Annotated in this window: 20 protein-coding genes; 10 read left to right on the top strand and 10 right to left on the bottom strand. The window is 71.5% G+C overall.

Features of this window, described 5'->3' with window-relative positions; all coding sequences use genetic code 11:
- The 6 genes from ACH45E_RS20240 to ACH45E_RS20265 form a co-directional block, all read right to left on the bottom strand.
- Nucleotides 1-1,092 (bottom strand): serine hydrolase domain-containing protein (locus ACH45E_RS20240; RefSeq protein WP_399041122.1); only part of this gene is annotated, 1,092 nt, incomplete at its 3' end.
- 74 nt (nt 1,093-1,166) lie between these two features.
- Complete coding sequence (locus tag ACH45E_RS20245; RefSeq protein WP_361443357.1) at nt 1,167-1,613, bottom strand: organic hydroperoxide resistance protein; 447 nt, start codon at nt 1,611-1,613, stop codon at nt 1,167-1,169.
- A gap of 105 nt (nt 1,614-1,718) precedes the next feature.
- On the bottom strand, nt 1,719-2,186 hold the full coding sequence (locus ACH45E_RS20250) for a MarR family transcriptional regulator (protein WP_361443360.1): 468 nt from the start codon (nt 2,184-2,186) through the stop codon (nt 1,719-1,721).
- On the bottom strand, nt 2,183-2,980 hold the full coding sequence (locus ACH45E_RS20255) for an ABC transporter ATP-binding protein (protein WP_361443363.1): 798 nt from the start codon (nt 2,978-2,980) through the stop codon (nt 2,183-2,185). Before ACH45E_RS20255 ends, ACH45E_RS20250 begins: the two co-directional genes overlap by 4 nt.
- Nucleotides 2,968-3,729 (bottom strand): cobalt ECF transporter T component CbiQ, encoded by a 762-nt coding sequence (cbiQ, locus tag ACH45E_RS20260; RefSeq protein ID WP_361443366.1) that lies wholly within the window; start codon nt 3,727-3,729, stop codon nt 2,968-2,970. Before cbiQ ends, ACH45E_RS20255 begins: the two co-directional genes overlap by 13 nt.
- 1 nt (nt 3,730) lies before the next feature.
- The gene (locus ACH45E_RS20265) at nt 3,731-4,774 is read right to left on the bottom strand and encodes an energy-coupling factor ABC transporter permease (RefSeq protein WP_361443369.1); all 1,044 of its coding nucleotides are present in this window, start codon (nt 4,772-4,774) and stop codon (nt 3,731-3,733) included.
- A gap of 142 nt (nt 4,775-4,916) precedes the next feature.
- Between ACH45E_RS20265 and ACH45E_RS20270 the strand changes: the two genes are divergently transcribed.
- Nucleotides 4,917-5,279, top strand: coding sequence for an SsgA family sporulation/cell division regulator (locus tag ACH45E_RS20270; RefSeq protein WP_361443372.1), 363 nt, complete (start codon nt 4,917-4,919; stop codon nt 5,277-5,279).
- A gap of 7 nt (nt 5,280-5,286) precedes the next feature.
- On the opposite strand, the gene ACH45E_RS20275 is transcribed toward ACH45E_RS20270, so the two are convergent.
- The 3 genes from ACH45E_RS20275 to ACH45E_RS20285 form a co-directional block, all read right to left on the bottom strand.
- The gene (locus tag ACH45E_RS20275; RefSeq protein ID WP_361443375.1) at nt 5,287-6,954 is read right to left on the bottom strand and encodes a penicillin-binding transpeptidase domain-containing protein; all 1,668 of its coding nucleotides are present in this window, start codon (nt 6,952-6,954) and stop codon (nt 5,287-5,289) included.
- A 105-nt stretch (nt 6,955-7,059) separates the two neighbouring features.
- Nucleotides 7,060-8,670 (bottom strand): penicillin-binding transpeptidase domain-containing protein, encoded by a 1,611-nt coding sequence (locus ACH45E_RS20280; protein ID WP_361443378.1) that lies wholly within the window; start codon nt 8,668-8,670, stop codon nt 7,060-7,062.
- Between the two features lie 126 nt (nt 8,671-8,796).
- Nucleotides 8,797-10,539, bottom strand: a complete 1,743-nt coding sequence (locus tag ACH45E_RS20285) for a phospholipid carrier-dependent glycosyltransferase (protein ID WP_361443381.1) — start codon at nt 10,537-10,539, stop codon at nt 8,797-8,799.
- Nucleotides 10,540-10,646: 107 nt separating this feature from the next.
- Between ACH45E_RS20285 and rsmI the strand changes: the two genes are divergently transcribed.
- The 6 genes from rsmI to ACH45E_RS20315 all read left to right on the top strand — a co-directional run bounded on the left by rsmI (nt 10,647) and on the right by ACH45E_RS20315 (nt 16,445).
- Nucleotides 10,647-11,498 (top strand): 16S rRNA (cytidine(1402)-2'-O)-methyltransferase, encoded by an 852-nt coding sequence (gene rsmI / locus ACH45E_RS20290; RefSeq protein ID WP_361443384.1) that lies wholly within the window; start codon nt 10,647-10,649, stop codon nt 11,496-11,498.
- A gap of 243 nt (nt 11,499-11,741) precedes the next feature.
- Complete coding sequence (locus ACH45E_RS20295) at nt 11,742-12,155, top strand: hypothetical protein (RefSeq protein ID WP_361443387.1); 414 nt, start codon at nt 11,742-11,744, stop codon at nt 12,153-12,155.
- A 34-nt stretch (nt 12,156-12,189) separates the two neighbouring features.
- Entirely contained in the window at nt 12,190-13,089 is a 900-nt protein-coding gene (locus ACH45E_RS20300; protein WP_361443390.1) for a TatD family hydrolase, read from the top strand.
- A 132-nt stretch (nt 13,090-13,221) separates the two neighbouring features.
- The gene (locus tag ACH45E_RS20305; RefSeq protein WP_361443393.1) at nt 13,222-14,595 is read left to right on the top strand and encodes a ubiquitin-like domain-containing protein; all 1,374 of its coding nucleotides are present in this window, start codon (nt 13,222-13,224) and stop codon (nt 14,593-14,595) included.
- 33 nt (nt 14,596-14,628) lie between these two features.
- Nucleotides 14,629-15,534: a 16S rRNA (adenine(1518)-N(6)/adenine(1519)-N(6))-dimethyltransferase RsmA gene (gene rsmA, locus ACH45E_RS20310; protein ID WP_361443396.1), complete on the top strand. Its 906-nt coding sequence runs from the start codon at nt 14,629-14,631 to the stop codon at nt 15,532-15,534.
- On the top strand, nt 15,531-16,445 hold the full coding sequence (locus tag ACH45E_RS20315) for a 4-(cytidine 5'-diphospho)-2-C-methyl-D-erythritol kinase (RefSeq protein ID WP_361443399.1): 915 nt from the start codon (nt 15,531-15,533) through the stop codon (nt 16,443-16,445). The genes rsmA and ACH45E_RS20315 overlap by 4 nt, the downstream gene beginning before the upstream one ends.
- A 424-nt stretch (nt 16,446-16,869) precedes the next feature.
- On the opposite strand, the gene ACH45E_RS20320 is transcribed toward ACH45E_RS20315, so the two are convergent.
- Entirely contained in the window at nt 16,870-17,475 is a 606-nt protein-coding gene (locus ACH45E_RS20320) for a Uma2 family endonuclease (RefSeq protein WP_361443402.1), read from the bottom strand.
- Between the two features lie 170 nt (nt 17,476-17,645).
- On the opposite strand from ACH45E_RS20320, the gene ACH45E_RS20325 reads away from it, so the two are divergent.
- From ACH45E_RS20325 to ACH45E_RS20335, 3 genes are all read left to right on the top strand, one after another.
- Entirely contained in the window at nt 17,646-19,454 is a 1,809-nt protein-coding gene (locus tag ACH45E_RS20325; protein WP_361443405.1) for an ABC-F family ATP-binding cassette domain-containing protein, read from the top strand.
- Nucleotides 19,455-19,626: 172 nt separating this feature from the next.
- Complete coding sequence (locus ACH45E_RS20330; RefSeq protein WP_361443408.1) at nt 19,627-21,321, top strand: PQQ-binding-like beta-propeller repeat protein; 1,695 nt, start codon at nt 19,627-19,629, stop codon at nt 21,319-21,321.
- Nucleotides 21,322-21,388: 67 nt separating this feature from the next.
- Complete coding sequence (locus ACH45E_RS20335) at nt 21,389-23,152, top strand: PQQ-binding-like beta-propeller repeat protein (RefSeq protein WP_361443411.1); 1,764 nt, start codon at nt 21,389-21,391, stop codon at nt 23,150-23,152.
- Nucleotides 23,153-23,216 lie beyond the last annotated feature (64 nt).

The raw sequence follows: 23,216 nt of genomic DNA on the forward strand, positions 1-23,216 counted from the left end.
GGCGATGCCCGTCTCGGGGTCGGCGAAGCCGAGGGCGCCGCCTCGGCCGGGGTGGCCGAAGGAGGACGGGGTCAGGAGCGGGGACGCGGGGCCGTACAGCATGTAGCCGAGGCCGAAGCGGGTGTGCACGACCAGGACGCGGTCCGGGCCGGCGGAGTGCTCGGTGCGGGCCAGCTGGGCCGTCTGAGGGGTGAACAGGCGGGTGCCGCCGTCCACCTCGCCGATCAGGGACGCGTAGCAGCGGGCCAGACCGTCGGCGGTGGCGATGCCATTGGAGGCGGGCAGGGCGGCGGCCCGGTAGGCGGGGGAGTTCTCGTCGGGCAGCGGGGTGATCGCGGCGAAGGCGCGGCGGGTCAGTGAGCCGGGGTCGGCGTAGGCATCGGTGACCGCCCGCTTCGGGCGGGTCTTGAGCGCGCCGGCCGTCTCGGGGGCCTCGACCGGGCCGATCCGGCCCACGCGTCCGGCCTCCGTGTGCGGCAGGCCCACCCACAGGTCGGCGCCGGCCGGCCCGGCGATCTCCGCGGCGATCCACTCGCCGATCGGGCGGCCGGTGACCCGCCGGAGCACCTCACTTGTGAGCCAGCTGTAGGTCTGCGCGTGGTAGCCGTGGTCGGTGCCCGGCTCCCACACCGGTGCCTGGGCCGCCACGGCCGCCGCGCCCAGGCCGGGATCGGCGGCCTGCTCGGGCGTCAGCGGCCGGTCAAGCACGGGCACACCGGCCCGGTGCGCGAGCAGGTCCCGGACCAGGGTGTGCTCCTTGCCCGCCGCCTTGTACTCCGGCCAGTACTCGCCGACCGGGGCGTCCAGGTCCAGCTCGCCGCGCTGGTGCAGGAGCAGCAGCGCGGCGGCGGCGACGCCCTTGGTCGCGGAGCGCACGATCTGGGCGGTGCCCCGCTCCCAGGGAGCCGTACCGTCCGGGCCGTCCGCGCCGTCGACGTGCTTGGTGCCGGCCCACAGGTCGACGACCTTGTGCCCGTCCCGGTACACGGCCACGGCCGCGCCCCGTTCGCCCCGCAGCTCGAAGTTGGCCGCGAACGCCTCCCTGACCGGCTCGAAGCCCTCGGCCACCGCTCCGTTCACGTCCGTGTGCATGCCCGCGCTTCCCTTCGGCTGACCTTCGACAGCGATGGCAACGCCGACCCTGAGCCTGGGATTCCTGCGTCTCGCTAGCCGAGGACGATCGTTACATCGATGTTGCCGCGCGTGGCGTTCGAGTACGGGCACACCTCGTGCGCCGCGTCCACCAGCTTGGCGGCGATGTCCGCATCGAGGACCGGCAGGGAGACGCTGAGGGCGACCGCGAGACCGTAGCCGCGGGTCTTGTTGGGGCCGATACCGACCTTCGCGGCGACCGTGGAGCCGGTGAGGTCGTAGCCCGAGCGGTTGCCGACCAGGATCAGGGCGTTGTGGAAGCAGGCGCTGTAGCCGGCCGCGAAGAGCTGCTCGGGGTTGGTGCCGTTGCCGTCGCCGCCCAGCTGCGGAGGCATCGCCACCCGCAGTTCGATATGGCCGTCCTGGCTGGTCACATAGCCGTCCCGGCCGCCGTGCGCGGTGGCCTCGGCGACGTACATGATCTTCGTAGGGCGGGTGTCGACAGCGGTGCCGTCAGTCATGGTCGGCCTTCCCCGGAACAGGTGCGCACAAGTACATCGTGCACAAGGTACTGGCCGGTACGTCGGCTGTCGCCCGCCGGGGGAGGTAACTGCGGGTAACTTCGCTTACCGCGTGGTCGCCGCTCGCGCGGTGCGCTCCGCGAGCCGCCACAACTCCTCGCGGAGCCGCGTGACTTCCGCCGCCTCGAGCCCCGTCGTCGTCAGGAGGGTGCCGGGTACGCGGGCCGCGCGCTCACGCAGGTCCTCCCCGCGCCCCGTGCACGCGACGAGCACCGAGCGCTCGTCCCGCGCCGAGCGCTCACGGCGGACCAGACCCGCCGCCTCCAGCCGCTTCAGCAGCGGCGACACCGTGCCGTAGTCGAGCCGCAGGGCGCCGGCCAGTTCCTTCACGGTCGTCTCGCCGCGCTCCCACAGCACCAGCAGCACCAGGTACTGCGGGTAGGTGAGCCCGAGCTCGTCGAGGAGCGGGCGGTACGCGGCCGTCACCGCGCGCTGGGCGGCGTACAGCGCGAAGCACAACTGCTCGTCAAGGAGCGGCGACGGCGGCGGCCCGGACTCCTCTTGATGTGTCACGCGCCCATTGTCACGGACCGCGGGTCGAAGCCGAAGGGCAGTTCCAGGCGGTGGGCACGCATCAGCGCGTCGTCGGACAGGAGTTCGCCGGTCGGGCCGTCGGCGGCGATCACCCCGTCGCTGAGGATCAGCGCGCGCGGGCACAGCTCCAGCGCGTAGGGCAGGTCGTGCGTGACCATCAGGACCGTCACGTCCAGCGAGCGCAGGATGTCGGCCAGCTCGCGGCGGGAGGCCGGGTCGAGGTTGGAGGAGGGCTCGTCCAGGACGAGGATCTCCGGCTCCATGGCGAGCACGGTCGCCACCGCAACCCGGCGCCGCTGGCCGAACGAGAGGTGGTGCGGCGGCCGGTCGGCGAAGTCCTGCATGCCGACCCGCTCCAGCGCGGTACGCACCCGCTCCTGAAGCACCGGCCCCTTCAGCCCGGCCGCCGCCGGACCGAACGCCACGTCCTCCCGTACGGTCGGCATGAACAGCTGGTCGTCGGGGTCCTGGAAGACGATGCCGACCTTCTGCCGGATCTCGGCCATGTGCTTCTTGCCGACCGGCAGCCCGGCCACGGTCACCGTGCCGGCGCCGCCGCCGAGGATGCCGTTGAGGTGCAGCACGAGGGTCGTCTTGCCGGCGCCGTTCGGGCCGAGCAGCGCGACCCGCTCGCCGCGGGCGATTTCGAAGTCCACGCCGAAGAGAGCCTGGTGGCCGTCGGGGTAGGCGAAGGCGAGGCCGGAGACCTCCAGGGAAGCGGTGGCCGCGGCGGTGGTCGAGGCAGTGGTCGAAGCAGGAGTCACAGGGTCCATCCCAGCAGACAGACGACGAGGGCGGCCGAGGGGAGTGCGAAGGCGTACGACCACTGCGCCCGGGACGCGGTCACCTCGTCGATCACCGGCATCGAACCGGCGTAGCCGCGGCTCACCATGGCCAGGTGCACACGCTCGCCGCGTTCGTAGGAGCGGATGAACAGCGCGCCGGCCGACTTGGCGAGCACGCCCCAGTGCCGTACGCCCCGCGCCTCGAAGCCGCGGGACTCCCGGGCGATCCGCATGCGGCGCATCTCGTCGGTGATGACGTCGCCGTAGCGGATCATGAAGGAGGCGATCTGCACGAGCAGCGGCGGGAGCCTCAGGCGCTGCAGGCCGAGGAGGAGTTCGCGCAGTTCGGTGGTGGACGCGAGCAGGACGGAGGCGGCGACGCCCAGGGTGCCCTTGGCGAGCACGTTCCAGGCGCCCCACAGGCCGTTCACGCTCAGCGAGAGCCCGAGGACATCGACCCGCTCGCCCTCCGCCACGAACGGCATGAGCACGGCGAAGGCGACGAACGGCACCTCGATCAGCAGTCGCTTCAGCAGGAAACCGGCGGGCACGCGCGCGACGTACGCCACCGAGCCGAGCAGGACGGCGTACAGCCCGAACGCCCACATCGCCTCGCGCGGGGTCGACACCACGACCACCACGAAGGCGAAGGCGGCGGCGAGCTTGGTGTGCGGCGGCAGGGCGTGCACGGGGGAGTGCCCGTGCCGGTAGAGCCGGTGCGCGTGTCCGGCGCCCATCTCAGGCGGCCTCGACCGGTTCGCTCGTACGGCGCCGGCGGGCGACCACCCAGAACACCGTGCTGCCCACGACGACGGTGACGCCGACGCCGATCACCCCCGCGAGGCCGCCGGAGAAGCGGGCGTCGGCGATGTCCTTGACGCCGTAGCCGGCCAGCGGGGAGTCGGAGCTCGCGTGCCGCTCCGCCTTCTTGTCGATGCCCTTGTCGTGGGCGACCTTCTCCAGGCCGTCGGGGTTGGCGGAGGCGTAGAAGCTGACGAACCCGGCGAGGATCAGCGAGCTGACCATGCCGGTGAGCCACAGCTTGCGGTGCGAGCGGGCGGCGGCCACCGGGACGGCGGGCTCGGCGGCGGGCGCGTCGACGAGCTGTCCGTTCACCCGCAGCTTGAGCTTTTGCTCCAGGCCCCGCGCGCCGTACACCAGGTCGGGCCGTACGGCGATCACGGCGCCGACCGTGAGCGCGGTGATCGCGGCCTCGCCGATGCCGATGAGGACGTGGACGCCGATCATCGCGGTGGCGACCTTGGGCAGGGCCACGTCGGTGGTGCCGCCCACGGCGTAGATCAGGGTGAAGGCGACCGCGGCGGCCGGCACGGAGACCAGCGCGGCGGCGAAGGAGGCGACGGTGACCGAGCGCCGCCTGCGCGGCAGCACCTTCACCAGGCCGCGGAAGACGGCGTACGACACCACGGTCGTGACGATCGCCATGTCGGTGATGTTCACGCCGAGCGCGGTCAGCCCGCCGTCCGCGAAGAGGATGCCCTGCATGAGCAGGACGACGGAGACGCACAGGACCCCGGTGAAGGGGCCGACGAGTATCGCGGCGAGCGCGCCGCCGAGCAGATGCCCGCTGGTGCCGGCCGCGACCGGGAAGTTCAGCATCTGCACCGCGAAGATGAACGCCGCGACCAGTCCGGCCAGCGGCGCGGTCCGTTCGTCGAGTTCGCGCCGCGCGCCGCGCAGGCTCACGGCGAGGGCGCCGGCGGCGACCACGCCGGTGACAGCGGAGGTGGGGGCGTCGATGAATCCGTCAGGTACGTGCACCGTTTGATTTTAGAGGCTTGTTGCGAACGTCTTGCAAGAGCGAGGTGGCGGCGTGGAGCGCGCAATACGGGAGATATGCGACATTGGAGTGGAGGCGGACGCACAGTTTCCGCACAGGTCACCGAAGGTAAGGGGCCGCCCGATGTCCGTAGTCGAGCAGTACGCACGAGCCCACATATTCACCGACGACGACATCCCCGAGGATCCCGCCGTGCCGGTGGTCCTTCGCTACGACCCCGATACCGACCCCCGCGCCGTACGGGTCGGCCTGCCCGGGCCGCACGAGTGGACCTTCTCCCGGTCGCTGCTCGAGCAGGGGCTGCGCATGCCGGTCGAGAGCGGGGACGTACGGGTGTGGCCGTTGGGCCGGGTTCAGGCCGTGGTGGAGTTCCACGACAAGCAGGGCGTATCGGTGGTGCAGTTCGATTCGAAGGCGCTGATCCGGTTCCTGCGCCGGACCTACCTGGTCCGCGAGCCCGTACGGGGCGAGCCCGTACGGGGCTGACCTCGGCTCAGCCGCCCATCTTCAGCAGCGAGGCCACGATCGGTCCCGCCGTGTCACCGCCGTGCCCGCCCGCCTGGACCACACCGGCCGCCACGAGGTCGCCGCGGTACGCCGTGAACCAGCCGTTGGGCTTCTTCTGGCCGTCGACCTCGGCCGAGCCGGTCTTGGCGCCGTAGTTCGGGCCAAGGCCGGCCATCGCCTTGGCCGCCGTGCCGTAGGAGGCCGTGTACTGCATGACCTCCTTCAGCTCGGACTGCGTCTTCGAGGACATCGTGCGCGAGGCCTTCGCCGTCGTACGGTGGTCCACGCCCGGGGACACCAGGTACGGCTGGCGGAAGGTGCCCGACTCCACCGTCGAGGCCACCGAGGCCATGTTCAGCGGGTTCATGCGCACCCCGCCCTGCCCGATCAGCGAGGCGCCCATCTGCGCGCCGCTCTGCACCGGGACGGAGCCGTCGAAGGACGGGACGCCGACGGCCCAGTTGTTCATGCCGAGGCCGTAGACCTGCTGGGCCTCCTTGGTCAGGTCGCTGTCGGACAGCTTCGGCGCGAAGTTGATGAAGGCGTTGTTGCAGGAGGCGCCGAAGCTCATCTTGAACGTGCCGTGCTTGATCTCGGAGTCGTCGTCGTTGTGGAACGTCCAGCCGGCGAGCTTGTACTTCTTGGGGCAGGGGTGCGAGGCCCCCGGGCTGGTGAGCCCCTTCTCGAACAGCATCGTGGACGTCACGATCTTCATCGTGGAGCCCGGGGCGAGGGAGCCCTGGAAGGCCGTGTTCCAGCCGTGGTCGGTGTTGGCCACCGCGAGGATCTCGCCGGTCGAGGGCCGCATGGCCACCACCGACGCCCGCTTCTGCTTGCCGACCTGCTGTTCGGCGGCGGCCTGGAAGGCCGGGTCGAGCGTGGTCTTCACCGTGCCAGGCGTGCCCTTGCTCAGCTCGACGAGCGTCTTGTCGGACAGCTTCGCCTTCGTCGACGCCTTGCCGCGCGCCACACGCAGCTCCACGCCCGCCCTGCCGCCCGCGACCTTGCCGAACTTCTCGCGCAGCCCGTCCAGGACCGTGCCCAGCGACGGGTACTTGGCGGCGGTCAGCTCGCCGCCGTCACGGTCCAGCGCCTTGACGGGTGGGGTGCCGGACTCGCCGGTGACCAGCGTGTCGCCGTCCTTCAGATCGGGGTGGACGACGGAGGCGTGCCAGTCGACCAGCGGCTTGCCGTCACTCCCCCGCCGGACGACGGTGAGCGCGCTGTCGTACGCCAGCGGCTTGCTGAGGCCCTTGTACGACACCGTCCCCTTCACGGAGAAGGGGACCTTGGCGCCGGTGCGGGTGCCCGTCGTGAGCTTGACGCCCGTGACGTGGGCGTCCTTGGCGTAGCCGGTGAGCAGTGCGGTGGCGGCGCCCGAATCGTCGGTGGCGGCCGCCGCCTGGGCGACCTTGCCGTGCTGCCAGGCGGTCAGGAAGCGCGCGGCGGTGGTGCGCACCTCGGTGGCGGACAGCGGGCCGGTCTTCACGTGCTTGTGCTCGGAGGCGGAGTGCGCACGGTCGTCGGCCGACGCGCCGGCGCCGTACAGCGCGTAGACACCGATACCGGCGCCGCCGACGACCACGGCGATCATCCCGCCGAGTACGGCGGGACTGGTCTTCCGTCGCTCGGCGACGCGTCTTCTGTTGCCCACTGCTCTTCGATCCTCCGCGAATCCCCGGGGTCCCCGTCGCCCTCGTAGCCCTCACAATCCCCAACGACGGCATCCACATTAGAGTCCCCTGGCGCGCGGGTGATCTCAGCCACCACTCCGTAGCAGGGTTGCGACAATCGGACCGGCCGCGTCGATGCCGTGGCCGCCGTCCTGAGTCATCGCGGCGGCGGCGATGTCGCCCCGGTATCCGGTGAACCAGCTGTTGGACTTCGCCTGCCCGTCGACCTCGGCGGAGCCGGTCTTCGCGCCGTAGTTCGGGCCCAGGCCCGCCATCACACCGGCCGCCGTGCCGCTGGTGGCGGTGCGGTTCATCATCGCGCGGAGCTGGGCGACCGTGGCCGGCGGCAGGCCGCGGGCGGTGGCGATGTCCCGTCCGTCCAGCTTCGGGGAGACGATGACCGGCTGCCGGAAGGTGCCCGTCATCGCGGTCGCCGTCACCGACGCCATGTTCAGCGGGCTCATCTGGACCTGGCCCTGCCCGATCATGTTGGCGGCCGTGTCGGGGCCGCCGGAGGCGGGGACGCGGCCGTCGAAGGACGGGATGCCGACCTTCCAGTCGTCCTGCCCGAGTCCGAACCGTTCCTGGGCCTCCTTGGTGAGGGAGTCCGCCTTCACCTCGTCCGCGAACTTCACGAAGGCGGTGTTGCAGGAGCGGGCGAAGCTCTCGGAGAGGGTCGCGTGCTCGTTGGGGGCCAGATCCTTGAGGTTGCTGAAGGTCTGGCTCTGCCAGGTCGCGGTGGGCGGGCACGGGGCCGGTCCGGTGGCCTTGGTGATGCCGTTGTCGATGAGGGTGGCGGCGCTGATGATCTTCATGGTGGAGCCGGGGGCCAGCTCGCCGAGGAAGGCGGCGTTGAAACCGTCGTCGCGGTGGTTGGCGACCGCGAGCACCTCGCCGGTGCTGGGCTTGACGGCCACCACCGACGACTCGGCGTACTTCTGCACGGCCGTCTCGGCCGCCGCCTGGACACCGGCGCTGAGCGTCGTGCGGAGCTTGCCCGCCCTGCCCTCGGTGAGGGTGAGGAGGGTGGTGTCGGCGGTGTTCTGGTCGGCGTGCTTGATCGCCAGCTCGACGCCGGCCGTGCCGCCCGCCTTGTCGCCGTACCGGCCGCGCAGCTCGTCCAGGATCGGCCCGAGCGAGGGGTACTTCTCCTTCGTCAGCACCTTCCCGTCCCGGTCCACGGCCTCGATCGGCGGCGTCGCCGCGTCGCCCGTGACGAGCGTGTCGCCCTTGCGCAGCTTCGGGTACACGACGGAGGGCCGCCAGTCGACCAGCGGCCGGTGCGTGGTCTCGCCGCGCACCACCTTCAGCCGGCTCGCGTAGTCGAGGGCCTTGGACCTCCCCTCGTACGACACGGTCGCCCTCACCGTGAACGGCACGGTGTCCCCGCTCGCGGTGCCGGGCGTGATGCGCACCTTGGTGATGTGCGCGGCCTGCCCGTACGCCGTCAGCAGCGACCCGGCGTCCTCCGGGTAGTTCGTGTACGAGGCCGCGGTCGTCGCCCGACCCTTCTCCCACGCCGCGAAGAACTTGGCGGTGGTCTCCTCCACCTCGTCCTTGTCCGGCGGCCCGGTCTTCACGGCCGCCGTCCCGTCGTCGTTCAGCGCGGAGAGGATGTTGTACCCCCCGTACCCCGCCCCGCCCACCAGCACCACCAGCACGCCGCCTATGACGGCGCCCTTGACCCCCTTGCGCATCCCGCGCGTCCCTCCCCCGTTTCCGTTACTTCCCGTGCTCGCACTGTAAGCGGCATGAGGGGCTCCTGTGAGGAGAGTTTTCGCAACGGTGTCCGAATGGAGATCAGGGATATGCCCGCAAGGGCCCTACACCCACGTATCCAGCCACATACGTGAACGCCAGTCGTCGATCGGGATCGCCGTACCCGTGTACAGCGGCCAGAAGTAGATGAAGTTCCAGGCGATCAGGAGGACCAGGACGCCCGCACCCGCCGCGCCGATCACCCGGCGGGTGTCGGTGGATCTGGCGGGGCCGATGATCGCGCCGATCAGCATGGCCACCGCGAGGCAGAGGAAGGGGACGAAGACGACGGCGTAGAAGAGGAAGATCGTGCGCTGCTGGTACATGAACCAGGGGAGGTAGCCGGCCGCGATGCCGCAGGCGATGGCGCCGGCGCGCCAGTCGCGGCGGAAGGCCCAGCGCCACAGGACGTAGAGGATGGCCAGGCAGGCCGTCCACCACAGCAGGGGCGTGCCGATGGCGAGGACCTCGCGGGCGCACTTCTGGCCCGCGTCGGCCGGGCAGCCGTCGACGCCGGGGGAGGGGGACTCGTAGAAGTACGAGACCGGACGGCCCAGGACGAGCCAGCTCCACGGGTTGGACTGGTAGGTGTGCGGCGAGGACAGGCCGACGTGGAACTTGTAGACCTCGTGCTCGTAGTGCCACAGGCTGCGCAGCCAGTCCGGCGCGACGTACGACCAGACGCCGCCCTTGCCGTCGGTGGCGGCCCAGTTGCGGAAGTAGCCGCCGGTACCGTCGGCCGGGGAGAGGATCCAGCCGATCCAGGAGAGCAGGTACACGCCGACGGCCACCGGGACCGTGGCCAGGAAGGTGAGGCCGGTGTCGTACTTGAGGACGGCCAGGTAAGGGCGCCATGCGCCGGCCACCTTCCGGGCGCCGACGTCCCACAGCAGCGCCATCAGACAGAACGCGGCCAGGATGTACAGGCCGTTCCACTTGGTGCCGATCGCCAGGCCCAGCAGCACGCCGGCCGCCCAGCGCCAGGGACGCCAGCCGAAGCGGAGGTTGTCGGCCACGGCGGGGTCCGGGCGCAGGCGGCCGTCGGCGTCGACCGGCAGCGCGGCCGCGAGCCGCTCACGTGTTCGGTCCCGGTCGATGATCAGGCAGCCGAACGCGGCCAGCACGAAGAACATCAGCACGCCGTCGAGCAGCGAGGTCCGGCTCATCACGAAGTGCAGGCCGTCCACCGCCATCAGCGCCCCGGCCAGGCAGCCGAGGAACGTCGAGCGGAACATGCGGCGGCCGATGCGGCACAGCAGCAGCACCGAGAGCGTGCCCAGGAGTGCCGTCATGAAGCGCCAGCCGAACGGGTCGAAGCCGAACATCAGCTCGCCGAGCCCGATGACGTACTTGCCGACCGGCGGATGCACCACGTACGCCGCGTCCGTCGGGACGGCGACATGGCCGTTCGCCTGCACGATCAGATCGTTGGCGTTCTTGTCCCAGTTGACCTCGAAGCCCCGGTGGACGAGCGCCCAGGCGTCCTTGGCGTAGTACGTCTCGTCGAATATCACCTTCTTCGGGCTGCCCAGGTCCCAGAACCGCATCAGGCCCGCCATCAGCGTCACCAGCAGCGGACCGCCCCACCCGGACCAGCGGGTGATGCGCTCGGCCAGCCTCGGCGGCACGCCCAGCGCCGGCCACAGACGGGAGCTGGGCTCGGCGTACGGCGGCACCAGCCGGTCGCGGAGATCGCTTCTCGGCCCCGCCGTGTAGCCGAATCGGCGCAGCCGCTGCTGCCACGCCGGCCGCTCGTCGTGCGGGGCCCGGCTCTGCCGGATGTCCGTGGAGGACGCGGTACTGGTCACCGCGCCATCGTAGGGAACCGTTCTGTGTGAGTCCCGTGCATGGGTGGTACCGGTCGCCCTGCGTCCGCGCCGACCGGCCGCCCGGCGGCCCCTGAGAGGATGGCCGTGTGACTGGAACCCTTGTTTTGGCGGGCACCCCCATCGGCGACATCGCGGACGCGCCGCCCCGGCTGGCCGAGGAGCTGGCGGGCGCCGATGTCGTCGCCGCCGAGGACACGCGCCGGCTGCGCCGGCTGACCCAGGCCCTCGGCGTGACGCCCAAGGGGCGCGTGGTGTCGTACTTCGAGGGCAACGAGTCCGCCCGGACGCCGGAGCTGGTCGAGGAACTCGTGAACGGCGCGCGGGTGCTGCTGGTGACGGACGCCGGGATGCCGTCGGTCTCCGACCCCGGGTACCGGCTGGTCGCCGCGGCCGTCGAGCGGGACGTCCGGGTCACCGCCGTCCCGGGGCCGTCGGCCGTGCTCACCGCGCTCGCCCTGTCGGGGCTGCCCGTGGACCGGTTCTGTTTCGAGGGCTTCCTGCCGAGGAAGGCGGGGGAGCGGCTCACCCGGCTGCGGGAGGTCGCCGAGGAGCGGCGCACGCTGGTGTACTTCGAGGCCCCGCACCGCCTCGACGACACCCTCGCCGCGATGGCCGCGGTCTTCGGCGGCGACCGGCGGGCCGCCGTCTGCCGGGAGCTGACCAAGACGTACGAGGAGGTACGGCGCGGCCCGCTCGCCGAGCTGGCGGCCTGGGCGGCCGAGGGCGTGCGCGGCGAGATCACCGTCGTCGTCGAGGGGGCCCCCGAACGCGGACCCGAGGAGCTCGACGCCGGGGAACTGGTGCGCAGGGTCCGGGTCCGGGAGGAGGCCGGGGAGCGCCGCAAGGAGGCGATCGCGGCGGTCGCCGTGGAGGCCGGGATCCCCAAGCGCGAGGTGTTCGACGCGGTCGTGGCGGCGAAGAACGCCAAGGGGGTGTGAAAGGGGGTGTGAAGGGGCTCACACCCCCTCTGAGCAGGCCTCTTCTCCCATGAGCGTGCGCCCCATGGGTGGGCAAAGCACTGCCGCCGAAGGCAAAGCGCAGACCCCGCCGCCGGGCCGGTTTGGCAAGCGACGTCCAAATCGCCTCCAACACTCGACAGGCCCTGCTGCATTCACGTCGGCGGAAGAGTCCACTGGTCGCAGGGACGCACCTGTCCCTCGCCCCCAAGGGGAGGAGCTGGCATGAGTGAGATCGCTGGGCAGACCGGCCCGCGCGGTACCGCGACCGCAGTCGTACACGAGTCGTATTCCTTCGCCTGCATGCGGTGCGGGCACGGCTGGGAACAGTCGTACGAGATAGAGCACCACATGGACGCCGACAACCACGAGTTCGTCCTGTACGTGGCAGCCGGCCAGGTCGTGCCGTCCCCGCTGAGCCGGCCCGCGTGCCAGAACTGCGACGGCCACATCGTGCGGATCATGCGCGCGGGCCAGGTCTCCTCGGTGCGCGGCGCGGCCGAGCGGCACCACGTGCCGCAGGCCGGACCGGTCGAGGCGCCGAAGGTCCCCTCGGTGGCCGCGGAGGCCACGGCCAAGCAGGACCACCACTGGCACCTGTCCGATCTCCTCCACGCGTTCCAGCGCAAGGCGAGCTGACCGGCCGGGCATGCCCCTTTCGTAGGATCGGGGCATGCCTTCGAACGCCTCCGCCGCGGGCGGCCAGCACGACAAGCACGCCGCACCGCCGCTCCCGGAGCCCCTCCGGGTGCCCGTCGCCGACTCCCACACCCACCTGGACATGCAGTCCGGCACGGTGGAGGAGGGCCTCGCGAAGGCCGCGTCGGTGGGGGTGACGACGGTCGTCCAGGTCGGCTGCGACATCAAGGGTTCACGGTGGGCCGCCGAGACGGCGGCGGCGTACGACAGCGTGCACGCGACGGTCGCCCTGCACCCGAACGAGGCCCCGCGCATCGTCCACGGAGACCCTGACGGCTGGTCGAGGCAGGGCGCCCGCGAGCCCGGCGGAGACGCCGCGCTGGACGAGGCGCTCGCCGAGATCGACCGGCTGGCCGGGCTGCCGCAGGTCAAGGGCGTCGGCGAGACGGGCCTCGACCACTTCCGCACCGGGCCGGAGGGCAAGGCGGCTCAGGAGCGGTCCTTCCGCGCCCACATAGAGATCGCCAAGCGCCGGGGCAAGGCACTCGTCATCCACGACCGGGACGCCCACGCCGACGTACTGCGGGTACTCAAGGAGGAGGGCGCGCCCGAGCGCACCGTCTTCCACTGCTACTCCGGCGACGCGGAGATGGCCGAGATCTGCGCCCGCGAGGGCTACTACATGTCCTTCGCCGGCAACGTCACCTTCAAGAACGCCCAGAACCTCCGCGACGCCCTCGCCGTCGCCCCGCTGGAGCTGGTCCTCGTGGAGACCGACGCGCCCTTCCTGACCCCGGCGCCCTACCGCGGGCGGCCCAACGCCCCCTACCTCGTGCCCGTCACCGTGCGCGCCATGGCCGCCGTACGCGGCATCGACGAGGACACCCTGGCGACGGCGCTGGGCGCCAACACGGCTCGCGCCTTCGACTACTGACCGCCAGTTCGACGGGTTTCGCCATTTCGAGGGGCCACCGTCCGTAGTCGCGTCGCTTTGGAGAGTGACCTTCGCTCCGCTAGGTTCTGGGGGCCCGATCCGGACCCCTCTGGCCTCCTGGAGCGTGTCGGCGTGAGCAAGTCGCAGTACGAGACGTACGGACCGTACGGCCATGACGCCTCCGTGCATGACGTCTCCGTGCACAGCGCGGAGACCCTGCCGTACACGATGTACGAGGACACCTACCGGCCCGCTTACGAAGCCGAGGCGTACTTCGTCACCGAGCCGGTGCTGCCGCTGTCGAGGCGGGTGGCGGGCGTGCCCGAGGCGATGCCCGAGGCGGTGTGCCCGGAGCCCGTCGCACCCGCCGGGCGGGCCGCCCGACGGCACCGGGCGCGCTCCGCCGAGCGTCCGGAGTCCGCCGTGCGCCGGCTGCTGCCGCAGGCGCTGGTCGTCGCCTTCCTCGCCGGCGGCACCACCGCCTTCGTCGCCAAGGACAAGGCGGTCGAGCTGGACGTCGACGGCAGACCGCGCACCCTGCACACCTTCGCGGACGACGTGACCGAGCTGCTGGCCGAGGAAGGCGTGCCGGTCGGCGCGCACGACGTGGTGGTGCCCGCCCCCGGCACGGCACTGGCCAGCGGCGACGAGGTCGAGGTGCGGTACGGGCGTCCCGTGCGGCTCACGCTCGACGGGCACCGGCGCGAGGTGTGGACCACGGCGCACACGGTGCGCGAGGCGCTCGAACAGCTCGGGGTGCGGGCCGAGGGCGCGTACCTGTCGACCTCGCTCGCCCGGCCCATCGGACGTACCGGGCTCGCGCTCGACGTACGCACCGAACGCACCGTCACGGTCATGGCGGACGGCCGCGCCCGCACCATCCGCACCAACGCGGCGACCGTGGGGGAGGCGGTGGCCGAGGCCGGGATCACCCTGCACGGCCAGGACACCACCTCCGTGCCGCCCGGCAGCTTCCCGCGCGACGGGCAGACGGTGACCGTGCTGCGGATCACCGGCGCCAAGGAGGTCCGCGAGGAGGCGATCCCCTTCGACGTACGGCGGACGAACGACCCCTCCCTGTTCAAGGGCACGGAGGTGGTCGAACGGGCCGGTCAGCCGGGACTGAGACGGGTCACCTACCTCCAGCGGACCGTGAACGGGGTCAGACAGCAGCCGCGCCAGGAGGAGTCCGAGGTGGTGCGCACGCCCCGGACACAGCTGGTGAAGGTGGGCACCAAGGCGCACCCCCCGTCCGTGCGGGGCGCCGAACACCTCGACTGGAAGGGGCTCGCGGCCTGCGAGTCCGGGGGACGGCCCGACGCGGTGGACTCCTCCGGCACCTACGGCGGCCTCTACCAGTTCGACACCCGCACCTGGCACGGCCTCGGCGGCACCGGCCGCCCCCAGGACGCCCCGGCCGCGGAACAGACGTACCGGGCGAAGAAGCTCTACGTACGGAGCGGGGCCGCTCCCTGGCCGCACTGCGGGACTCGGCTGCACGGGTGAAGGGCGCGGGCCGCGGCCCCGTACCCTTGTCGGGTGAGCAGCCCCACCCCCGACGCCCTCCTGGGCCCCGCCGACGTCCGTGAACTGGCGGCCGCCCTCGGAGTGCGCCCCACCAAGCAGCGCGGCCAGAACTTCGTGATCGACGCGAACACGGTCCGCCGTATCGTCCGCACCGCCGACGTCCGCCCGGACGACGTGGTGGTCGAGGTGGGACCGGGGCTCGGCTCCCTCACCCTCGCCCTGCTGGAGGTCGCCGACCACGTCACGGCCGTCGAGATCGACGACGTACTGGCCGCGGCCCTGCCCGCCACCATCGCCGCCCGCATGCCCGGGCGCGCCGGCCGTTTCGCCCTCGTCCACTCCGACGCGATGCACGTCACCGAGCTGCCGGGCCCCGCCCCGACCACGCTGGTGGCGAACCTCCCGTACAACGTGGCCGTGCCGGTGCTGCTGCACATGCTGGCCACCTTCCCGAGCATCGAGCGCACCCTCGTCATGGTCCAGTCGGAGGTCGCCGACCGGCTCGCCGCCGCGCCCGGCTCGAAGGTGTACGGCGTCCCGTCGGTGAAGGCCAACTGGTACGCCGAGGTCAAGCGGGCCGGCGCCATCGGCCGCACCGTCTTCTGGCCCGCGCCCAACGTCGACAGCGGTCTGGTCTCGCTGGTGCGCCGGGCCGAGCCGGTCAAGACCACGGCGTCGAAGGCGGAGGTCTTCGCGGTGGTCGACGCGGCGTTCGCACAGCGCCGCAAGACCCTGCGGGCCGCCCTCGCCGGGTGGGCCGGGTCGGCGGCGGCGGCCGAGGCGGCCCTGGTCGCCGCCGGGGTCTCGCCGCAGGCGCGGGGGGAGTCACTGACGGTCGAGGAGTTCGCGCGCATCGCGGAAGCTGCGTCACTGCGGGGGCGACCCCCGCGCCCCCCGAACGAGGAGAGCGGTAAGTGAGCGTCACGGTACGCGTCCCCGCCAAGGTCAACGTCCAGCTGGCGGTGGGCGCCGCCCGCCCCGACGGCTACCACGACCTGGCCAACGTCTTCCTCGCGGTCGGCCTGTACGACGAGGTCACGGTCACCTCGGCCGACGAGCTGCGGATCACCTGCGCCGGGCCGGACGCCGAGCAGGTCCCCCTGGACCGCACCAACCTCGCCGCGCGCGCGGCCCTCACCCTCGCCGAGCGCCGGGGCATCGAGCCGGCCGTGCACATCCACATCGCCAAGGACATCCCGGTCGCCGGGGGCATGGCGGGCGGCAGCGCGGACGGCGCGGGCGCGCTGGTCGCCTGCGACGCGCTGTGGAGGACGGGCGCCTCCCGCGCCGAACTCCTCGCCATCTGCGCCGAGCTGGGCAGCGATGTGCCGTTCAGCCTGGTCGGCGGGGCGGCGCTCGGCACCGGGCGGGGCGAGCTGCTCACCGCACTGGAGGTCGGCGGCACCTTCCACTGGGTGTTCGCGATGGCCGGGCGGGGGCTGTCGACCCCGGCCGTGTTCCGCGAGTTCGACCGGCTGGCCCAGGGGCGGGACATTCCGGAGCCGGTGGCCTCGGCGGAGCTGCTGGAGGCGCTGGCGAAGGGGGGCCCGGAGAAGCTGGCGGAGGCCGTCTCGAACGACCTCCAGCCCGCCGCCCTCTCCCTCTTCCCGGAGCTCGCCGACACCCTCGCCGCGGGCCGCGCGGCCGGCGCCCTCACCGCGCTGGTCTCGGGCTCGGGGCCCACCACCGCCTTCCTGGTCCGCGACCCGGAGGCCGCGACGGCGGTGGCCGAGGCGCTGCGTGCGTCCGGGACGTGCCGGACGGTCCGGATCGCGACGGCGCCGGCGCCGGGGGCGAGCGTGCTGTCACCGGAGGCAGTGGCGCAGTAGGCGGCGAAAATCCGGCTGCCCGAGCCGCCGGCCGCAACTAGGCTGCCCCCTTCGCGCAGGCTGCTCGACACGGCCGATCCCGACACCGTCGACCCGGAGACGGGCCTGCCCCTGCTCTGTTCGGCCGTCGCGGCCTACGACGAGGAGATCGCCGGGGTCCTGGTGGACGCGGGAGCCGACCGGCTCCGGCCGCTGCCGGACGGTTCGACCCCGCTGCTCCGGGCGGTCAACGGCGGCTCGGTGGAGATGAACTCATGGCGCGTGCCCGGCACTGGGCCGAGACCGGCGTGGAGGCCGAACTGCGCCGTCGCGGCGGCGAGGACGGGCCCGTGCGGCGGGAGAGGGTCATGGACCGCGGGGAGTACGCCTGGTGCACCTGGCTCGCTCAGGGCACCGACGCCGGGGCGGCAGTCGTTCGAAGTGATCAGAGCTTGTCGATGGCGGTCAGGTCGATGTCGATGGCGTAGGGCTTGTCGGCCTTGATGCGGTCGCGGTGCATGCCCATGTGTACGTACGACTTGCTGAGTGGTTCGAGCTCATAGACATGGATGACGGGTCCGCCGGTGATTCCGTCCTGCTCGACGCGCCAGAAGTTCGGGATCCCTGCGGCGGCGTACTTCTGCGGTTTGGTCGTACGGTCACGGGATTCTGAGTCGGGGGAGACAACCTCGACTGCGAGCAGGACGTCCTCGGCCTGAAAGCTGGTCTGGTCCAGCCCGGTGACAGCGTCGGCTCGGACTACGCTCACGTCGGGTTCGGGGCCGTTGCGCTTGTCAAGGATGATGGTCATCTCCCGCTCGACACTGAACTCCGGGCCGAGAGAGCTGCAGAGGCCGTTGAACAGCAGGTTGATCACAAGGTAGTGGAAACGGCGCTGCGGACTCACGAAAACCAGGCTCCCGTCGATCAGCTCGGTGTGTGGCGGGAGATCCGGCAGTGTGAACAGGTCGTCCACGGTGTAGCCGTCCGGGGGCGGCACCGGCCAGGAACGGCGGTGCTTTACGGACTCGGCGGTCATGGTTCCTCCCATGGACGGGATCCTGCTGCCTGTCATCCACGGTAGCGGCCGTATCCCGATCAAGTCACCACAAAGAGTGACGACCCCCTCAAGCCCCGCCCCCCGCCCCGCAGGCTCTACGCTAGAAGGCTGATCCCCGCGGCGGAGCCGCACATCGATACAGTCCCGCCGGCAGGAGTGAAATGGCCGTCAACCTGGTCAATGTCGAGAACGTCAGCAAGGTGTACGGCACCCGTGCGCTGCTGGACGGTGTCTCGCTCGGCGTGTCCGAAGGGGACCGGATCGGGGTCGTCGGGCGCAACGGCGACGGCAAGACCACCCTCATCCGGATGCTGGCCAAGGTGGAGGAGTCCGACACCGGGCGGGTCACGCACTCCGGCGGGCTGCGGCTCGGGGTGCTCACCCAGCACGACTCCCTCGACCCGGCGGCGACCGTCCGGCACGAGGTCATCGGGGACATGGCCGACCATGAGTGGGCCGGGAACGCCAAGGTCAGGGACGTTCTGACGGGGCTGTTCGGCGGGCTCGACCTGCCGGGCTTCCCGAAGGGTCTGGACACCGTCATCGGGCCGCTGTCGGGTGGCGAGCGGCGGCGGATCGCGCTGGCCAAGCTGCTCATCGAGGAGCAGGACCTGCTCGTCCTCGACGAGCCCACCAACCACCTCGACGTCGAGGGCATCTCCTGGCTGGCCCGGCACCTGCGCGAGCGGCGCTCCGCGCTGGTCTGCGTCACCCACGACCGGTGGTTCCTCGACCAGGTGGCCACGCGCATGTGGGACGTGCAGAGAGGGGCCGTCTACGAGTACGAGGGCGGCTACTCCGACTACGTCTTCGCGCGGGCCGAGCGGGAGCGCATCGCCGCCACCGAGGAGACCAAGCGGCAGAACCTGGTCCGCAAGGAGCTGGCCTGGCTGCGGCGCGGGGCGCCCGCCCGTACGTCGAAGCCGCGCTTCCGCGTCGAGGCCGCCAACGAGCTGATCAAGGACGTGCCGCCGCCCCGGGACAGCAGCGAGCTGATGAAGTTCGCCTCCTCCCGGCTCGGGAAGACGGTGTTCGACCTGGAGGACATCACCGTCCAGGCCGGCCCCAAGGTGCTGCTCAAGCACGTCACCTGGCAGCTGGGCCCGGGCGACCGGATCGGCCTGGTCGGCGTCAACGGCGCGGGGAAGACCTCCCTGCTGCGGGCCATGGCCGACGCGGCCCGCACGGAGGGCGAGGCGCAGCCGGTGGGCGGGCGGATCGCCGTCGGCAAGACCGTCAAGCTCGCCTACCTCTCCCAGGAGGTCGGCGAACTCGACCCGAACCTGCGGGTCCTGGAGGCCGTGCAGCGGGTCCGCGAACGCGTCGACCTCGGCAAGGGGCGCGAGATGACCGCCGGTCAGCTGTGCGAGACGTTCGGCTTCAACAAGGAGAAGCAGTGGACGCCCGTCGGGGACCTGTCCGGTGGTGAGCGGCGCCGGCTCCAGCTGCTGCGGCTGCTGATGGACGAGCCCAACGTCCTCTTCCTCGACGAGCCCACCAACGACCTCGACATCGAGACCCTCACCCAGCTCGAGGACGTCCTCGACGGCTGGCCCGGCTCGATGATCGTCATCTCCCACGACCGGTTCTTCGTCGAGCGCACCACCGACCGGGTGTACGCCCTCCTCGGCGACGGCACCCTGCGGATGCTGCCGCGCGGCATCGACGAGTACCTGGAGCGGCGGCAGCGCATGGAGGAGGCGGTCGCCGCCTCCTCCTCCGCCGCGGCACCCAAGCCGGCCGTCGCGGAGAAGAGTGCCGCCGACCAGCGCGCCGCCAAGAAGGAACTCCAGAAGATCGAGCGGCAGTTGGACCGCGTCTCCGAGAAGGAGACCAAGCTGCACGCCCAGATCGCGGACAACGCCACGGACTTCGCCAAGGTCGCCGAACTCGACGCCCAACTGCGGGACTTGGCCGGGGAACGCGAGGAACTGGAGCTTCGCTGGCTGGAACTCGCCGAGGACGCGTAGGCGGTGCGCGCACCGTGTGAAGGGGGTGCGCAGGCGCGTAACGACGGCATCACGGGCCGGTCCTCCCTTGGGAACAGGGGTTGGTCCGGCCCGCCGTGCTGTCGGACCCGGGTGGTAGAAAGAGCGGTCTGAGAACTGGCTAGAAATCAGTGAACGAGGGGGAGACGCGCTGATGACACAGCCGCCCGAACAGCCACCGCAGCAGGGCGGTTTCGGCCCACCGCCGGCCCAGCCGCCGCAGCCCCAGCCGGGGTACGGCTACCCGCAGCAGCCCGGCCCCTACGCCCAGCCCGGCCCGTACGCGGCGCCCGGCACGCCCGGCCCGTACGGCCAGCCGCAGCAGCCGGGCCCGTACGGCGGGCAGCCCGGGTACGGCTACCCGCGGCAGCCGCAGTACCCCGGCGCGCCCGGCACCCCGCCACCCGGCGGCCCGCGCGGCCCCTTCAAGGGCAGGACCGCACTCGTCATCGGGGCGGCGGTGGCGGCGCTGCTGGTCATCGGCGGCACCGTGTACGCGGTCACGCGCGATGACGGCGGCGGCAAGAAGAAGCCGGTCGCGCAGAAGAGCGACGGCACCAAGCCCACCGCGACCGGCACCCCGGTCAACCCCGGTGACGGCAGCGGCGACGGCAAGTCCGACCCGGCGGACCTCAACGCGGGCCGCAAGCCCGGCGAGGCCAAGGTGCTCTGGTACAAGACGGCACCGGACGCGCCCGGTTCCGGCGCCGACGCGCCCGGCATGTGGATCACCGGCAAGACGGCGGTGAAGGCGGCCTACAAGCAGGTCTTCGCCTACAACGTGGGCGACGGCGACCCCACTTGGTCCCCCCTCACCTTCCCGCAGAAGATCTGCGCGGTCACCCCGCACAAGTCGGCCGACGACAAGGTCGTCGTGGCGTACATGAGCGGCACCAGCGACCGTGCCAAGTGCAACCAGCTCCAGCAGATCGACCTGAACACGGGCAAGAAGGGCTGGAGCGGCGAGGTCGCCGACGGCGGGCTGTTCGACAGCGCGCTCAACGTCGAACTGACCATCAGCGGCAAGACGCTGATGGTGGGCCGCTCCCAGTCGGGCACGGCGTACGACCTCGGCACCGGCAAGAAGCTGTACGACAAGAAGAAGTACGGCACCGACTGCTTCCCGACCGCGTTCGCGGGCGGCACCGGCCGGCTGATCTCCGTCGCCTCCTGCGACGCCACCGGCAGCGACGAGCACGACGAGATCCAGTCGCTCGACCCGGCCACCGGCAAGGTCAAGTGGACCCAGCAGGTCAAGAAGGGCTGGACGGTCGCACGGACGTACTCCGTCGACCCGCTCGTGGTCTATCTGACCAACGAGGACAAGAAGGCCTGGAACATCTCCTCCTTCACCGACGACGGCAAGTTCCGCTCCGAGGTCAAGGTCGACGAGAAGTTCGCCCCGAGCTGCGGCTGGACCATCCTCGAACGCGACCTCCAGGGCTGCCAGGGCGTCGCCGTCGACGCCGGCACCCTCTACCTGCCGACCGACACCACCAGCGGCGCCAACGAGATCGTCGCGATCAGCCTCGCGAACGGCAAGGCGAAGTGGCGCGTGAAGTCCCCGGCTGACGAGGCGATGGTCCCCGTCGAGGTCGAGGGCGGCAAGCTCGTCGCGTACGTCCACCCGTCGTACGACACCGGCGGCCAGGTCGTGTCGATCCCGACCGGCGGCTCCGCACACCGGACGACGAAGCTGCTGCAGAACCCCAGCGGCACCGCGGAGATCGAGGACGGCTTCTACGACGGCGCCGTGGCCTGGGCCGACGGGCGCTTCTACATCTCCTCCACCCGGCTGTCCGGGAACGACGACGCGAAGGAGAAGCTGATGCTCGCCTTCGGCAAGTGAGACAGGTTCCCTCCGCCGCCTTCCGCTCCGCTCCGTTCCCCGAGCCTTCTGCCGAGGTACATCAGTCATGACCCAGCCGCCGCCTCCGCCCCCGAACCAGCCCCCGCAGCAGGGCGGCTTCGGCCCGCCGCAGCCACCGCAGCTACCGCAGAACCCGCCGGCCCCCCAGACGCCTCCGGCCCCGCAGCCCGGCTACGGCTACCCGCACGCACCGCAGCCCCCGCAGGGCTACGGCTACCCCGGACAGCAGCCGAACCCGTACGCCCAGCCGCAGGCCCCGTACCCCCAGCAGCCGACCGCGTACGGCCAGCCCGGCTACGGCTACCCGGGGCAGCCGACCATGCCGATGCACCCGCAGCCCGGGCAGCCGGGCGGCGGCGGGCGCAAGGTGAACAGCTCGGTGGTCATCATCGTCTCGGCGCTGGTCGCGGTCGCCCTGATCATCGGCGGCGGGGTCTGGTACGCGAAGTCCGGCGGTGACGGCAGCGGGAAGAAGGACACCGCGAGCTCCGACGGGGGCACGGGCGGCAAGGACGACAAGGGCGGCGGCACCGGCGGCACCTCCACCGGCGGCAAGGAGAAGGCGCCCGCCGACACCGCCGCCACGCAGCTCTTCAAGGTTCCGCTGCCCAAGGCGGACGACACCGTCTCCACCGCCGGCTCCTGGCTCACCGACAAGGTGTACGCCAAGACCGGCGTCGCCCAGATCGTCGGCTACGACCCCGCCAAGGGCACCAAGCTGTGGACGGTCAAGCTGCCCGGCCCGGTCTGCGCGGTCACGAACCACGTCACGTCCGACGGCCGGACGGCGATCACCTTCCAGCCGAAGATGCCCGCGAAGAACTCCGCCGAGGGATGCAGCCAGATCGCCGCGATCGACCTCGCCGCGGGCAAGAAGCTGTGGACGAAGTCGGTCGACTCCGGTGACTACCCGATCAGCTTCGAGAATGTGACGGTCGCGCAGAACACCGTCGCCGTCGGCAGCACCAACGGCGGCGCCGCCTTCGACATCGCCTCCGGCAAGGTGCTGTGGCAGCCGAAGTCGGACGACACCTGCTACGACGCCGGGTACGGCGGCGGCGAGAAGCTGGTGGCGGTGCGCAAGTGCGGCCCGTACGACAACCGCCAGCTGCACATCCAGACCATCGACCCGAAGTCCGGGAAGGTGATCTCCGAGTACAAGATGACCGCGGGCATCGAGTACGCCAGTGTCGTCTCCACCGACCCGCTGGTGGTCGCCGCCGACGTCGGGAACAGCGCGGGCGACGGCAGCGGCATCTCGGACTACTTCTCCATCGACAACAAGACCGGCAAGCTGCGCACCCGGATCTCCGCGCCGGGCGACTCCTTCGGCGGCCGCTGCGACGGCATCAGCCGCGTCGAGTACTGCAAGGAGATCGTCGTCGGCAACGACAAGCTGTACGTGCCGACCGAGGAGCACGACGGCACCGGCCAGTACAGCAGGACCAACGAGATCGTCGCCTTCGACCTGGGCACCGGCAAGCAGACCGGCCAGCGCGCCGACGCCGGCGACGGCTACACGATCTCCCCGCTGCGCATGGACGGCGGCAACCTGCTCGCGTACAAGCGTCCGCCCTACGACAAGGGCGGGCAGATCGTCAGCATCGCCGGCGGCTCCTTCAAGGAGACCAAGCTGCTGGAGAACCCGGCCACCGAGTCGGTGCGCGACGCGGAGACCGACATGCTGCCGGAGTACGCGGAGCTCCTCTTCTCCCGGGGCCGGCTGTACATGTCGGCGATCTACGCGGACAGGTCGTCCTCCTCGGACAGCGAGAAGGACTTGGTCGTCGCGTTCGGCACCAAGAGCTGATCACCAGGAACTGATCACCCGTCAGGCGCTGCCGATGGTGAGGAACAGCGGAAATTCCAGCGAT

Source organism: Streptomyces sp. NPDC020299, from assembly GCF_044387825.1.
Taxonomy (GTDB): Bacteria; Actinomycetota; Actinomycetes; order Streptomycetales; family Streptomycetaceae; genus Streptomyces.